The following is a 14,506-nucleotide window of genomic DNA, read 5'->3' on the forward strand; positions in this document are numbered from 1 at the left end:
CTCAGTCGAGGCGGGCGGCGGACACCTCGCCCGTCTCGACGACCGCCCCCTGCGGGCCGCGCTGTTGCGGGATGGTCACGGACCCCTGCTGCAGCGCCACCGTCCGCGCGGGCGCCGGGATGCGGATGCCCTCCTCGCGGTAGCGCTTGTGCAGCGCCTTGATGAACTCGTGCTTGATCCGGAACTGGTCGCTGAACTCGCCCACGCCCAGGATGACGGTGAAGCCGATCCGGGAGTCGCCGAAGGTGTGGAAGCGGATCGCCGGCTCGTGGTCCGGGACCGCGCCGGTGACCTGGGTCATCACCTCGGCGATGACCTCCAGGGTCACGCGCTCGACCTGGTCCAGGTCGCTGTCGTAGGCGACTCCGACCTGGACCAGGATGGTCAGCCGCTGCTCGGGACGCATGAAGTTGGTCATGTTCGTCTTCGCCAGCTGTCCGTTGGGGATGACGACCAGGTTGTTGGAGAGCGCGCGCACGGTCGTCTGACGCCAGTTGATGTCCTCGACGTAGCCCTCCTCGCCGCTGCTCAGCCGGATGTAGTCGCCGGGCTGCACGGTCTTCGAGGCGAGGATGTGGATGCCCGCGAAGAGGTTGGCGAGGGTGTCCTGCAGCGCCAGCGCGACCGCCAGACCGCCCACGCCCAGGGCGGTGAGCATCGGGGCGATCGAGATGCCCAGCGTCTGCAGCACCACCAGGAAGCCGATGGCCAGGACCAGCACCCGGGTGATGTTCACGAAGATCGTGGCCGACCCGGCGACCCCGGAGCGGGACGTGGTGACGGCCCGCACCAGACCGGCGATCACCCGGGCCGCCGACACCGTGACGACGAAGATGAGCACCACCGTCAGCACCTGGTTGACGTGGTTCTGGACCGTCCTGGTCAGCGGCAGCGCCGCTCCCGCGGAGGCCGCGCCGCCCACGATCGCCGCCCACGGCACCACCGTGCGCAGCGCGTCGACGATGACGTCGTCGCCGCTCCAGCGGGTGCGGTCGGCGTGCTTGCCCAGCCAGCGCATCAGCATGCGCAGCAGGAACGCGGCCAACAGGCCCGCCGCCAAGGCGACTGAGGCGATGACCAGGTCGTCCACGGTGAGCGCTCGGTTCACCGGCTACCTCCAAGTTCGAGATGTGCAGCCGCTCATCCTGCCCTATTCCGCACAGGAGTTCGTGCCTGGTGGCGACGGGACGGTGCGGTTTCGGACGACGTCCCGATGTGCCGGATCGACCCGAAGAGCGGGACGCTCAGGTCACCGTCGCACGTCCGTGAACGACCCGCCCCGCCCGGCCCCCGCCGCGAACCGTGCCGCCCCCTCCAGGCCCTCCGCCAACACCCGCATCCCGTAGCGGAGTTCGCCTCGCATCGCCGCCGGCTCGTCCAGCCCGTCCTGCTCCAGCACCGATGCCCGGTCGCCCCGTAGGCAGGCCTGTGGGAAGCGGGCGATCTCGGTGGCCAGGGTCTCCGCCGCGGGGCGTGCCGTGCCGGTGGGGACGAGGCGGTTGGCGAGACCCATCTCGTAGGCCTCGCGTGCCGGTACCGCCCGCCCGGTGAGGATCATGTCCAGGGCGCGGCTCTGCCCGATCAGCCGGGGCAGCCGTACCGTGCCGCCGTCGATCAGCGGAACGCCCCAGCGGCGGCAGAACACGCCGAAGACGGCGTCCTCCTCGGCGACCCGCAGATCGCACCAGAGCGCCAGCTCCAGCCCGCCGGCCACGGCATGCCCCGCGACCGCGGCGATCACCGGCTTGGACAGCCGGAGCCGCGTCGGACCCATCGGACCGTCCCCGTCCTCCGTGACCCGGTTGCCGCGATCGGTGCCGAGCGCCTTGAGGTCGGCGCCCGCGCAGAACGTGCCGCCCTCGCCCCACAGCACCGCCACCCGCGCCTGGTCGTCCGCCTCGAACTCCCGGAAGGCGGCGACGAGTTCCGCGGCCGTCGGACCGTCCACCGCGTTGCGGACCTCGGGGCGGGAGAGGACGACGGTGGTGACGTGTCCCTGGCGCTCGGTACGGACCGGCATGCTGGGGCCCCTTTCTCCGACAGTGCCGGTGCGGACGGCGACCGGCGGCGCGATCGTGGAACGGCTGTGCGAGGCTGGATCACCGTACAGAGGGAGTGTTCCTGATGGCAGCAGAGCATGCGGGCGCGCCGCCGGTCGCCGTCGTGACCGGCGCCAACCGGGGCATCGGGTATGAGGTCGTACGGCAGCTCGCCGCCCGCGGGCACCACGTGGTGCTCGGCTCGCGCGACCTCACCAAGGGGCGCTCCGCCGCCGTGCGCGTCGACCCGGGCGGCGAGCGGGTGAGCGCGGTGCAGCTCGACGTCTCCGACGCGGCGAGCGTGGCCGCCATGGCCGACTGGGTGGGCGACAAGCTGGGGCGCGTGGACGTGGTCGTCAGCAACGCGGCGATCCTGTACGACACCTGGGCGCAGGCCCGGTCGGCCGATCTCGGTGAGGTGCAACGGGCCCTGGACACGAATCTGTTCGGTGCCTGGCGGGTCACCCAGGCGCTGCTGCCGCTGTTGCAGCGCAGCCCGCATCCGCGGGTGGTGATGGTGAGCAGCGAGGGCGGTTCGCTGCAGTCGATGAGCGGCGGCACCCCCGCCTACAGCGTCTCCAAGGCCGCGCTCAATGCTCTGACGTGCCTACTGGCCGGTGAGTTGCGCCGGCAGCGCATCCTCGTCAACGCGATCTGTCCCGGTTGGGTCGCCACCGACATGGGCGGCCGTGGCGGACGTCCCGTCGCCGAGGGCGCCGCCGGGATCGTGTGGGCGGCCACGCTGCCCGACAACGGGCCGACCGGAGGGTTCTTCCGGGACGGGAAACCGATTCCCTGGTGAGCTCCGGGAGCCGGCTCAGATCACCTTCAGCCGGACCAGCGCGCCCAGCGTCAGTGCGCCCGGCAGCAGCGGCAGCCACACCGTGATGATCCGGTAGGCGAGCACGACCGCCGTCGCCACGGCCGCCGGGCCGCCCGCGGCCACCAGCGCCACGACCAGCGCCGCCTCCACCGAGCCGAGCCCGCCCGGGGTCGGCACCAGCGCGACCGCGACCGTCGCCGCCAGATAGGCGACGGCCATGTGCACGGGCGGCACCGGCAGCCCCAGCGACAGCCCGACCAGGACCAGCCCGGCCGCCTGCAGCGCGGGGAAGGCGAGCGAACCGCCCCACAGCGCGAGCGCCCGGGACGGCCGGGCGTGCACCGAGCGCAGTTCGCACAGTGCCGTGCGCAGGAAGGACACGGCGGCCGTACGCAGCCGTCGTACGAGAACCAGGACGGCCGAAGCCAGCACCACGACCCCGGCGACCGCGAGCAGCAGCGGGCCCACCGCACCGTCGGGCAGCAGCGTGCCGAAGTGCAGCGCGCCCGGGAAGGCGAGCAGCAGCCCGGCCAGCAGGCTCAGCCGGGCGACCGTCTCCGCCAGCAGGTACAGGGCGAGCGCGGCCGAGGAGCGGGCGAGCGGGATGCCGCACACGGTCATGAACCGCAGGTTGACCGCGCCCGCGCCGAGGCCGGTCGGCAGCAGGTGGTTGGCCGAGCCCGCCGCGAACTGGGTGGCGAGCAGCCGCCGCCTGGGCAGCCGGTCGACGACCGCGCCCTGCCGGGTGAAGGCGGCCGCCACCCAGGTCAGACAGGTGGCGCCGGCCGCCGCCAGCAGCCAGGGCCACTCGGCGGACCGCAGATGAGCGAAGCCCTCGACGAGGACCGAGCGGTGCTGCACTGCCACGACGGACACGAGCAGCAGCGGCAGCAGGCACAGGATCTGCCGGAGCACGCGGGCCGGGACGCGCCGGGGGAATCGTCCTTGGGGGAGTGGCCCTTGGGGAAGGTGTACCGCAGTCACATCCGAAGAGGCTTTCCAGGCCGTGCCAACGGCGGGTTGCGGAAGCGGGGACAGCGGCTGAAGCGGGGACAGCGGCTTGCGTACGGTCATCGGGTCCTTCGCGGGGGACGTCAGGAAAACATTGACCTCAATGTTGATTGAGGTTCTACGGTCTCTCTCATGAGCATGGAGACCACCGCCTGGATGCAGTTGCACAGTGTCATGAACGCCGAGCAGGAGCGGCGCCCCCTGGCGCGCGCCACGCTGCGTCGTATCGCCGCCTTCGCCCGCCCGCACCGCGCCCGCATGGCGCAGTTCGTGCTGCTCGGGGTGGTGACCGCGCTGCTCGCCGTCGCTACGCCCGTACTGGCCGGGCGTGTCGTGAACGCGATCGTGTCGGGTCACGACGAGGGCACGGTCGTACGTCTGGCCCTGCTCATCGCGCTCATCGCGGTCGCGGAGGCGGCCCTCGGCATCCTCGGCAGGAGGCTTTCGGCGACGCTCGGGGAGGGACTCATCCTCGATCTGCGCACGGCTGTGTTCGATCATGTGCAGCGGATGCCGGTCGCGTTCTTCACACGCACACGTACGGGAGCGCTGGTCTCCCGTCTCAACAACGACGTGATCGGCGCGCAGCGCGCGTTCAGCAACACGCTGTCCGGAGTGGTCAGCAACCTGGTCACCCTGCTGCTCACCCTCGCCGTCATGCTGACGCTGTCCTGGCAGATCACCCTGCTCGCGCTGGTGCTGCTGCCGGCGTTCGTGGTCCCCGCCCGGCGCATGGGCAGCCGGATGGCCCGTATGCAGCGGGAGGCGGCCACCCTCAACGCGGCGATGGGCACCCGGATGACCGAGCGGTTCTCCGCCCCGGGGGCCACGCTCGTCAAGCTCTTCGGGCGGCCGGAGGAGGAGTCGGTGGAGTTCGCGGCCCGCGCCCGCCGGGTCGCGGAGATCGGCGTACGCACCGCGACGGCCCAGTCGGTGTTCATCACCGCCCTGACCCTGGTCTCCTCCCTGGCCCTCGCCCTGGTCTACGGCCTCGGCGGCTGGTTCGCGCTGCGCGGCAGCCTGGAGCCGGGCGCGGTCGTGTCGCTGGCGCTGCTGCTGACCCGCATGTACGCGCCGCTGACCGCGCTCGCCGGGGCGCGCGTCGAGGTCATGAGCGCCCTGGTCAGCTTCGAGCGGGTCTTCGAGGTGCTCGACCTCAAGCCCCTCATCGAGGAGAAGCCGGACGCGCACACCGTGCCCGACGGCCCGGTCTCCGTCGAGTTCGACGACGTCCGCTTCGCCTACCCGTCCGCCGACAAGGTCTCCCTGGCCTCCCTGGAGGAGGTGGCGAGTCTGGACACCCGGGGCGGCGCCGAGGTCCTGCACGGCATCTCCTTCCGCGCCGAACCCGGCCAGACGGTCGCCCTGGTCGGTTCCTCCGGTGCGGGCAAGTCGACGATCGCCGCCCTCCTTCCGCGTCTGTACGACGTCGACGGGGGCGCCGTACGCGTCGGCGGCAGCGACGTCCGCGACCTGACCGCCGCCTCCCTGCGCGCCACCCTCGGCATGGTCACCCAGGACGGCCACCTCTTCCACGACACCGTCCGTGCCAACCTCCTGCTCGCCGCCCCCACCGCCACCGAGGCCGAACTGTGGGACGCCCTGCGCCGCTCCCGCCTGGACGATCTCGTACGGTCCCTGCCCGACGGTCTCGACACGGTCGTCGGCGAGCGCGGCTACCGCCTCTCCGGCGGTGAACGCCAGCGCATGACCATCGCCCGGCTGCTGCTGGCCCGCCAACGCGTGGTCATCCTCGACGAGGCCACCGCCCACCTCGACAACACCTCGGAGGCCGCCGTCCAGGAGGCGCTGACCGAGGCGCTGGAGGGCCGCACCGCGGTCGTGATCGCCCACCGGCTGTCCACGGTGCGGGCGGCGGACGTGATCCTGGTGATCGAGGGCGGCCTGATCGTGGAGCGTGGCACGCACGAGGAACTGCTGGCGGCAGGTGGACGTTACGCGGAGCTGTACCGGACCCAGTTCGAGGAGCGGGCCGCGGCGGAGGTGACCGGGATCGCTGCCGCGGGCGAGGCCGTGGCCTAGACGGGCCGACGCCGCTGAGGAAGCGGAGAGCGTGCGGCCCCAAGGCGGCGGAGGCTGGGACATCGGCCGCCGCCGCCCATCCGGAAGACGAGCGAACTACGCGCCGAAAGACAGAGCTCTACGCCTCCTCGCCGTCAACCGCGCGCCCGGCGCATATGGTTCGCGGCCGCCCTCTGGAGGGCGGCGTGCGCCTCCCGGGCGCGGTTGCCCGCCTCGTCCACGGCCGTCCGGTCGGCGTGGGGCTGCTCGCCCACCTCGTTCGAGGCGGCGACCAGTCGCTCGGCGAGTGCGAGGAGGCCCGGATCGTCCGTCGCGATCACCAGCGCGGTCAGGGCCTTCGTCATCGCGGACCTCGCCTCGTATCGGGCCGCACGGAGCTCCAGGGTCTCCTCCCCGCCCTGACGGCGCAGAACGTGCTTGAGGTACTGGTGACTGCGATGGTCGGTGGCCGCGCCCAGCAGTCCGGCGACCGCGGCGGCGAGCGCCTGACGGTCCCGGTCGCGTCGGGCGGACTTGGTGGCGAACTGCTGCAGGACACCCGCGGTGACCGCGCCCAGCAAGGTGCCGAGCACCGCGATGATTGCCGCAATCACGAACGTTCCCCTCCCGGCGGCCGCCCCGGTCCGGCACGCCGCCGGATCACGATAGCGGCCCTGCCCGCACGGTCCGACGCCGTGCGGGCAGGGCGGATGCGGAGCCGGCGTCTCGGGCACAACTGCGACGAGCACGCGGCCCCTCAGGACCTGATCGGGTCTCTACGGGACCAGCGCGTCCTGCTTGCGCCTCAGCCGCTCGCGGACCAGCGCGAAGGCGACCACGCCGAGGGCCACCAGGGTGGACAGGACCACCTGGTCGCGTCCGCCGCCGTCGGCCGTGTCGGTGAGCATGTAGCCCAGCACGAAGGTGATCAGGGCGATGGTGGCCCAGGTCAGGTAGGGGTAGAGCCACATCCTGACGACGAGCTTCTCCGGCGTCTCCCGCTCGATGATCCTGCGCATCCGCAACTGCGAGAAGCAGATCACCAGCCATACGAACAGGGCGATCGCACCGGAGGAGTTGAGCAGGAACTGGAAGACGGTGTCCGGCCACAGGTAGTTGAAGGCGACCGCGACGAAGCCGAAGACCACCGAGGCGAGGATGGCCGCCTGCGGTACACCGCGCTGCGTGGTGCGGCCGAAGGAGGCGGGGGCGTCACTGCGCCGGGCCAGCGAGAACGCCATGCGCGAGGCCGTGTACAGGCCGGAGTTGAGACAGGAGAGCACCGAGGTCAGCACGATGGCGTTCATGATCTGCGCGGCGTGCGGGATGCCGATGGAGCTCAGCGCGGCGACGTAGGAGCCGTCCTTGAGGATGGCCGGGTCGTCCCAGCGCAGCAGCGACACCACGATCAGGATCGAACCCAGGTAGAACACCGCGATACGCCAGATCACGCTGTTGGTGGCCTTGGTGACCGCGCCCTGCGGGTCCGCGGACTCGCCGGCCGCGAGCGTGACGATCTCGCTGCCCATGAAGGAGAAGACCACCATCAGCACACCGGTGAGGATCGCTCCCGGCCCGTGCGGCAGGAAGCCGCCGTGGCCGGTCAGATTGGAGAAGCCGGACGCCGGGTGATCCGAGCCGGGCAGCAGACCGAAGATCGCAAGACCGCCCACCACGATGAACGCGGCGATGGCCACCACCTTGATGCCCGCGAACCAGAACTCGAACTCGCCGTAGGAGCTGACCGAGGCCAGGTTGGAGGCGGTCAGCACGACCATGACGATCAGCGCCCAGCCCCACTGCGGGACCGCCGGTATCCAGCCGGCCAGGATCTTCGCGCCGGCGGTCGCCTCCACCGCGAGCACCACGACCCAGAAGAACCAGTACAGCCAGCCGATGGTGAAGCCGGCCCAGCGCCCCAGCGCCCGGTCGGCGTACGCGGAGAACGAGCCCGAGGTCGGGTTGGCCGCGGCCATCTCGCCCAGCATCCGCATGACGAGGACGACGAGGACGCCCACGAGGGCGTAGGAAATGAGAATGCCGGGGCCCGCGGCGGCGACGCCGGAGCCGGAGCCGACGAACAGGCCGGCGCCGATGACACCGCCGATGGCGATCATCGACAGATGGCGGTTCTTCAGGCCGGCCTTGAGGCCGGGCTCGGCGGGCGGACTCTGCGTGAGCGTTGAGGTCATCACACATCCATGAGGGGAGCGGGGACGGTGACCGGGAAATTAGTTCAGTACGATCCAAAAGAACAGTCTTGTTTAACTGTTCACCATGCTCTATTTTCCGAGCATGCATCCGAGCGCGCACAGGACCCTGCTCCGCCGCCCGCCGTAACCCCCGCTCAGCAGGCCGTTAAGGTGAGGTCGTGGTGAATGCAGCGGGCAAGTTCGGGCCCTACGGCCAGCCGGCACCGGCATCGGCCACCGGTGTGCACGACGCCCGAGTGCTGCCCGGCCGCGGCCAGACCGGCGCGGAACTCGTCCGCTCGCGGATCGCCCTGCAGGTGCGCCTGACCTCCGTCTCCCCGGGGGACCGGCTGCCCGACGCCGGCGTCCTGGCCGAGGAACTGGGCATCGGGGAGATCACCGTGCGGCGCGCGCTGGAGGCCATGTGCCAGGACGGCCTGCTCGACCGCCGACGCGGCCGGACCGGCGGCACCTTCGTCGCCCAGGGCTGGGACACGATCGTCCCGGCGCTGTACGACGAGGGCGAGGCGGCCTCGCTGAGCGCCTTCCACCTGCTCCTGGAGTGCGGCCTGGTGGCCCACGCCGCGGGCGAGGTGCCGGCCGGCCGGCTGGGCGGCCTGCAGGCGCTTGTCGACGAGATGGACCAGACCGAACACCCCGGACAGCTGCTGATGCTGGAGACCCGCTTCCACCTCGACCTCGCCGAAGCCCTCGGCGGCGCAGGCGTCCGGGAACTGACCGCCGACCTCCTGGGCAGGCTGTGCCTGGTCCAGCCCACCCCGCACCTCGACGTCGTACGGGCACGCAACCGCTGCCACGCCGACCTGCTCACCGAACTCGGCCGCGGCGCGCTGGACCCCGCCGTACAGGCAGTGAAGGCACACCAGAACACCCACCCCGGCTGACATCCCGCAGCGCACCGCTCGCACCGCCGCACCGGATCAGAAGGAGCCGCCGCCATGCCCGACCCCAAAGCCGTCGGCCCGCCGCCGACGCCGGGCGCCGTCGGCGGCACGCCCCAGCGGCTGCGCGGCGGCGTGCTCGGCATGGCCGACATCGCCGCCGCCACCATGGCCAACGTCGGCCCGGCCATGAGCTTCTTCTTCGGCTTCGCCTTCCTGTCCACCACCGCCGGCGTGGCCTCCCCGCTGACCATCCTCGCCGCGGGCGTCGCGGTCGCACTGCTCGGCAACACGCTCGCCCAGTTCTCCCGCGCGCACCCCTCCGCGGGCAGCTTCATCACCTTCGTGGGCAAGACCTTCGGGCCGGTCAGCGCGGTCACCACCGCTCTGCTGGCCGTACTCGGCTACATCATCGCGATGGCCTCCGTCATCGCGATCTCCGGTGGCTTCGTGCAGATCACCCTGCACCACTACACCGGCCTCGACCTGCCCTGGATCATCTGGACCCTGCTGCTGACCGGACTGTCGGTGGTGCTGATGCTGCGCGGGGTGGTGGTCTCCACCAAGTGGGCCGGCTACTTCTTCGGCGTCGAGATGCTGGTCCTCGTCGTGGTCTCGGTCGCCACCCTCGTCGAACACCGCGGCAACCTCTCCGCAGCCCCGTTCCTGCCCGACCACATCCACCACGGCCTCCGGGGCCTGGCGGCCGGCTTCCCCCTCGCGGTCTACCTCTTCATCGGCTGGGAGAACTCCGCGGCCCTGGCCGAGGAGACGGAGAACCCCCGGCGCAACGTCGGCCGCGCCGTGTTCTCCTCCATCGGCATCATGACCGTGAGCTACATCCTCTTCTCCTACGCCACGGTCACCGGCTTCGGCTACGACGTCGCCCGGCTCGGCGCGGCACGCATCCCGTTCATCGACGTCGCCCACCACACCCTCGGCGCCCTGGCCTTCCTCGCCTACCTCGGCGGTCTGACCTCCACCCTCGGCGTGCTGATCGCGGGCATCAACTCCCAGGCCCGCCTGGTCTTCAACGCCGGACGCGAGGGACTGCTGCCGTCGTTCTTCGGCTACGTCCACCCCACCCGCCGTACGCCGAACAACGCGATCGTCACCTTCGCCGCCATCTCCCTGCTGATCATCGGCGGCTGGGGCCTGGGGCATCTGCTCGGCGCCGACGGCGGGCCGATGAACCCCGTCGTCTTCTTCACCGAGTCCTCCAGCCTGGGCTCCATCCTGATCCTGCTGGTCTACCTCGCGTCCAACATCGCGCTGCCGCTGTACTACCGCCGCTACCGGCCACAGGAGTTCCGCACCGGCCGCCACCTGGTGCTGCCCGCCCTCGGCGCGCTCGCCATCCTGGTCCCGCTGTACTACCTGGCCAAGCCCGGCCAGCCCGCCCCGTACAACTGGTTCCCCGTCGCGGCGCTGGCCGCCCTGCTGCTGTCCGTCGGTTACGCGACCCTGCTGGTCCGCCGCGATCCGGGCCTGGCCGAACGGGTCGGCTCGGTCGTCGCCGACGCCGAGTGAGGCTGCTTTCGGCCCGGTCCTGACGACACCGGCCGTCGCGCAGGGCCGGTCCCGCTCATGTCCAAGCGCTGTACGGGCGGCCGGTGTTCGGGATACCGTCACGTCACCACCATCGTCTGAAACGATTCAATCCCGTCTGCTCAGGGAGGCGCCATGACGTCGAACGGCACACCGGAGAACGACATCCCCAGACGCACCGTGATGGCCAGAGCCGGCGCGGTCGGGCTGACGGCGACCCTCGCCTCCGCCGGGCTCCCCGCGGCGGCGGCGCTCCCCGCCGAGGAGGCGGCCGCCCCGGCCACCGGCGACGCGGCCCGCCGCCCCAAGGGCTGGCAGCGCTATGTCCAGGCGCCGTCCTCGCGCACCGTCCGGCCCGTCCGGACCGTCACGACCAGCGGCGACGTCGACAACGCCGAGGCACTGCTCAAGCCCGGCGGGGCCACAACCGTCCTGCGGCGTCCCCGCCCCGCCGCGGCACCCCGCTGGCCCGACGGCACCACGGCCGAGGCCTCCTCGACCCATGCGGGCAACAACGGCAACGACGGCCAACCGCGCACCTACGACGCCGCCAACGCCATCGACGGCGACCCGGACACGTTCTGGAACGACGACACGGTCGGGGCGTTTCCCGACGTCCTCACCATCTCCGCGCCACAGGCCCTGCGGCTTGCCGGTATCACCGTCGTCTCCAACAGCGACGGCGTGCCGACCGCGTTCACCGTCGAGGTAGGGCGCGACGGTGCGTGGCAGACCGCGGCCACGATCGTGGACAACGATGTCATCCAGCGGGCCGTGCCCTTCGCCTCGCCGGTCACGACCGATCGCGTACGCATCACCGTCACAGCCGTGCAGGACACACCGCGCGGAGACTTCACCCGTATCAACGAGGTCTGGCCCGCGCCCGTCGAACCGATCGCCGTGCCGAGCGTCACCGTGGACTTCGGCAAGGTCGTGGTCGGGTATCCGCGGATCAGGTTCACCTCGGCCTCCGACAACTCCCCGGGTGTGCGGCTGGCGTTCTCCGAGACCCGCCAGTGCCTCACCGAACGCTCGGACTTCACCCGCTCCGACCAGGCGGGCGGCGCCGGACAGGGCACGGACCAGTTCGCCGTCCCGGCGGGCGGCGCAGACTGGACCGACCACAAGGGCTTCCAGAGCGGTGACAAGATCTTCGCGGACGGGCTGCACGGCTTCCGCTACCTCAGGATCGCGCTCGACGCCCTCCCCGCGGACGCGCCCGCCGCCCAGCCCTGGGGTGAGGTCGCAATCGACTCGGTGTCCCTGCAGTTCACCGGATACCTGGGCACGCCCAGCACCTACCGCGGCTGGTTCCTGTGCTCCGACGACGACTTGAACCGCTACTGGTACGGGGCGTCGTACACCAACGAACTGGTCACCGACACCTTCCGCCAGGACGACGTCGACCCACGCGGCGCCTGGAGCGCCACCCTGGAAGGGAAACTGGTCCTGCACGACGGCGCCAAGCGCGACCGCGACCCGTATGTCGGCGACCTCGCGGTCTCCGCACGCACCCTGTACCTGACCCACGACGACACCGCCGAAGCGGTCCGCAACGTGCTGGCCGACCTCGCCGCGCACCAGCGCGCCGACGGCTGGATCCCGCCCGCCTCCATCTCGAACTACACCCTGCCCCTCTTCGACTATCCGCTGTACTGGGTCACCTGCGGCTGGGACTACGTCCTCTACACCGGCGACAGCGCCTACGCCGCCCAGCACCACCCGAACCTGGTGAAGGTCCTGGACGGCTGGTACCCGAGCGTCACCGACGAGTCCGGCCTGCTGAGCAAGGGACTCAACGGCACGGGCGGATACGGCGACTACGCGTTTCTGGGGCGCACCGGCCGGGTCACCTACTACAACGCCCTGTACGTGCAGGCCCTGCGGGCGGGGTCCCGGCTGGCCCGGCTGCTGGGGCGCGGGGCTGATGCCGAGCGCTGGAGCGCCAGGGCGGACAAGGTCGCCCAGGCCGTCAACGCGCTGATGTGGGACGCGGCGGCCGGAGCCTACCTGGACTCCACGACCGGCCCGGCGCGCCACGCGCAGGACGGCAACGCGCTGGCCGTCGTCACCGGCATCGCCGACGCCGACCGCGCCGCAGCCGCGCTGGCCCATCTCGACGCCACGACGCAGCGGCCGTACGGCAACGCCTTCATGGACAACGACACCCTCTTCGACCAGGCCTCCCAGCGCGTGTACGCCTTCACCTCCTACCCCGAGATCGAGGCCCGCTTCCTGACCGGCCGGGCCGCCTCCGCGCTCGACCAGATCCGGCGCACCTACGGCTGGATGGACGAGAACGACCCCGGCATCACCCACTGGGAGGGCATCGGACCGGGCGGTTCCCTCTACGAGGGCGCCTACACGAGCATGGCCCACGGCTGGTCCACGGGCGTCCTGCCGGCCCTGACCCACCACCTGCTGGGAGCCCGCCCGGCCTCGCCGGGTTACGCCACCTGGGAGATACGTCCGCAGCCCGGTGACGTCGACTGGGCGACGGGCCAACTGCCCACACCGCAGGGCCCGTTGCGCGTGGAGTGGGACAACAGCGATCAGGCCTTCCGCCTCACCGTCCACGCACCGGCACACACACGGGGCTCGATCTCCTTCCCGGGCGACGCGCACCGGCAGGGCGTGCGCGCCGGCCGCCGGACACTGTGGGACGGGCGCCGGGCGTCCATGCGTGGCGTAGGGGTGACCGGAGGGGTAGTCACCGTGTCGGACCTGGGGCCGGGAAGTCACAGTTTCGTCTGCGAGCGGGACGGTTAGGGCCTGTCGAGGGGGGCATGGGCCGTTCCATCACCCCGCTGGGGCACGCGTGCGGTCGGGCCGGGCGGGGGCTACCGCTCCAGCAGACCGGCGCGCAGTTCGAGCGGGGTCAGGTCGTGCCATCGGCGTACCGCGCGTCGCAGTGCGCTGACGTCGGCGAAGCCTGCTTGGCGGGTGATGTCACGGAGGGTCAGTTCCGGGCGCCGTAGGAGCTGTTCGACCTGCTCGCGGCGGACTCCGTCGACGATCGCCTCGTATGTGGTGCCGCACTCGGCCAGGCGGCGGCGCAGTGTGCGTTCGCTGGAGGCGTGTCTGCGGGCCTGTTCGGTGAAGGAGGGGACGGCCGGAAGGCTCTGCGCGATGGAGATCTCCAGCACCTCCAGGAGGTCCTGCTGGTCGCGCCGCGAGGCCGTCTCCTTCTCCAGTACCTCCAGCACCGAGGCGTATGTGATGGGATCCCGGCCCGGCATGGCCGCACGGGCCCACCGGGCGGGGAACACCATGCGGTTACCGACGGCGTCGAAGCGCAGGGGGCAGCGGAACAGGTCGTCGAACGGGCGGGTGTCGCGCGGGGCGGGAAAGGCGAAGTCCACCGCCTGCGGGGTGAAGGCGGCACCGACGCTCAGCCGGGTGAGGGTGACGACGCTGGAGTACGCCTCCTCGGCGAGGAAGACGGCGACCGTCGGATCCAGCGCCGGGTCCGGCAGATCGGCGCGCAACACATACCCGGCGTCCTCCCAGCGGGCCGACCACACCGTCATCGCCCCGGAGAGGTTCTGATAGCGCACCCCGGTCTCGATGGCCTCCTGAAGAGTGTCGGCGGCCATCATGGCCAGGCCGATCAGCCCCCAAGCGGTGAGGTGCTGCGCCGCGCCCACCCGCAGCCCCAGGTGCTCGTCGCCGGTCAACTGCACCGCCTGGCGGATGACGTCGCTGCCCTGCCGGTAGGAGACCCGCAGCGCGGCGGAGCCCATCACCGTGGGGTCCAGCCCCACCCGGGTCAGCAGCGGCTGCAGGTCGACGCCGGACTCACCGGCGACCCGGGCGAGGTAGCGCAGGATGTTGGGCGCGATGGTGGCCGAGGTGCTGCGGCTCGTCCCCGGAGATATGACCGGGGCGGGAGCATCGGGCATCGCGTCCCCTCTCACCAGGGAGTTTCTCGCCTCACTGTAAACAGCTGGGCCCCGCCTGTCGCGGCTG

At 71.5% G+C, this 14,506-nt stretch carries 11 protein-coding genes; 5 read left to right on the forward strand and 6 right to left on the reverse strand.

Annotated features, from left to right (window positions below):
• Position 1 precedes the first annotated feature (1 nt).
• Together ABD355_RS14270 and ABD355_RS14275 are read right to left on the reverse strand one after the other, a co-directional pair.
• Positions 2-1,108, reverse strand: coding sequence for a mechanosensitive ion channel family protein (locus ABD355_RS14270; protein WP_344400621.1), 1,107 nt, complete (start codon positions 1,106-1,108; stop codon positions 2-4).
• A gap of 141 nt (positions 1,109-1,249) precedes the next feature.
• The gene (locus ABD355_RS14275) at positions 1,250-2,020 is read right to left on the reverse strand and encodes a crotonase/enoyl-CoA hydratase family protein (protein WP_344400622.1); all 771 of its coding nucleotides are present in this window, start codon (positions 2,018-2,020) and stop codon (positions 1,250-1,252) included.
• Positions 2,021-2,124: 104 nt separating this feature from the next.
• Between ABD355_RS14275 and ABD355_RS14280 the strand changes: the two genes are divergently transcribed.
• Complete coding sequence (locus ABD355_RS14280) at positions 2,125-2,841, forward strand: SDR family oxidoreductase (protein WP_344400624.1); 717 nt, start codon at positions 2,125-2,127, stop codon at positions 2,839-2,841.
• 15 nt (positions 2,842-2,856) lie between these two features.
• Here ABD355_RS14280 and ABD355_RS14285 read toward each other — a convergent pair whose 3' ends face one another.
• Complete coding sequence (locus ABD355_RS14285; protein WP_425585735.1) at positions 2,857-3,936, reverse strand: lysylphosphatidylglycerol synthase transmembrane domain-containing protein; 1,080 nt, start codon at positions 3,934-3,936, stop codon at positions 2,857-2,859.
• Between the two features lie 75 nt (positions 3,937-4,011).
• Between ABD355_RS14285 and ABD355_RS14290 the strand changes: the two genes are divergently transcribed.
• Positions 4,012-5,916: an ABC transporter ATP-binding protein gene (locus tag ABD355_RS14290; protein ID WP_344401214.1), complete on the forward strand. Its 1,905-nt coding sequence runs from the start codon at positions 4,012-4,014 to the stop codon at positions 5,914-5,916.
• 134 nt (positions 5,917-6,050) lie between these two features.
• Here the strand turns inward: ABD355_RS14290 and ABD355_RS14295 are convergent, their stop codons facing one another.
• Entirely contained in the window at positions 6,051-6,509 is a 459-nt protein-coding gene (locus tag ABD355_RS14295) for a protein kilB (RefSeq protein ID WP_344400627.1), read from the reverse strand.
• Positions 6,510-6,671: 162 nt separating this feature from the next.
• Positions 6,672-8,087 carry an amino acid permease gene (locus ABD355_RS14300; RefSeq protein WP_344400628.1) on the reverse strand — a complete coding sequence of 472 codons (1,416 nt, stop codon included), beginning with the start codon at positions 8,085-8,087 and terminating at the stop codon, positions 6,672-6,674.
• Between the two features lie 179 nt (positions 8,088-8,266).
• Between ABD355_RS14300 and ABD355_RS14305 the strand changes: the two genes are divergently transcribed.
• The 3 genes from ABD355_RS14305 to ABD355_RS14315 all read left to right on the forward strand — a co-directional run bounded on the left by ABD355_RS14305 (position 8,267) and on the right by ABD355_RS14315 (position 13,306).
• Positions 8,267-8,992, forward strand: coding sequence for a FadR/GntR family transcriptional regulator (locus tag ABD355_RS14305; RefSeq protein WP_344400629.1), 726 nt, complete (start codon positions 8,267-8,269; stop codon positions 8,990-8,992).
• A gap of 54 nt (positions 8,993-9,046) precedes the next feature.
• Complete coding sequence (locus tag ABD355_RS14310; RefSeq protein ID WP_344400630.1) at positions 9,047-10,519, forward strand: APC family permease; 1,473 nt, start codon at positions 9,047-9,049, stop codon at positions 10,517-10,519.
• Positions 10,520-10,672: 153 nt separating this feature from the next.
• Positions 10,673-13,306, forward strand: a complete 2,634-nt coding sequence (locus ABD355_RS14315; protein WP_344400631.1) for an alpha-L-rhamnosidase-related protein — start codon at positions 10,673-10,675, stop codon at positions 13,304-13,306.
• Positions 13,307-13,377: 71 nt separating this feature from the next.
• On the opposite strand, the gene ABD355_RS14320 is transcribed toward ABD355_RS14315, so the two are convergent.
• Entirely contained in the window at positions 13,378-14,439 is a 1,062-nt protein-coding gene (locus tag ABD355_RS14320) for an AraC family transcriptional regulator (RefSeq protein ID WP_344400632.1), read from the reverse strand.
• Positions 14,440-14,506: the final 67 nt, after the last annotated feature.

The sequence above is a fragment of the Streptomyces longisporus genome (genome assembly GCF_039532765.1).
Taxonomy (GTDB): domain Bacteria; phylum Actinomycetota; class Actinomycetes; order Streptomycetales; family Streptomycetaceae; genus Streptomyces; species Streptomyces longisporus.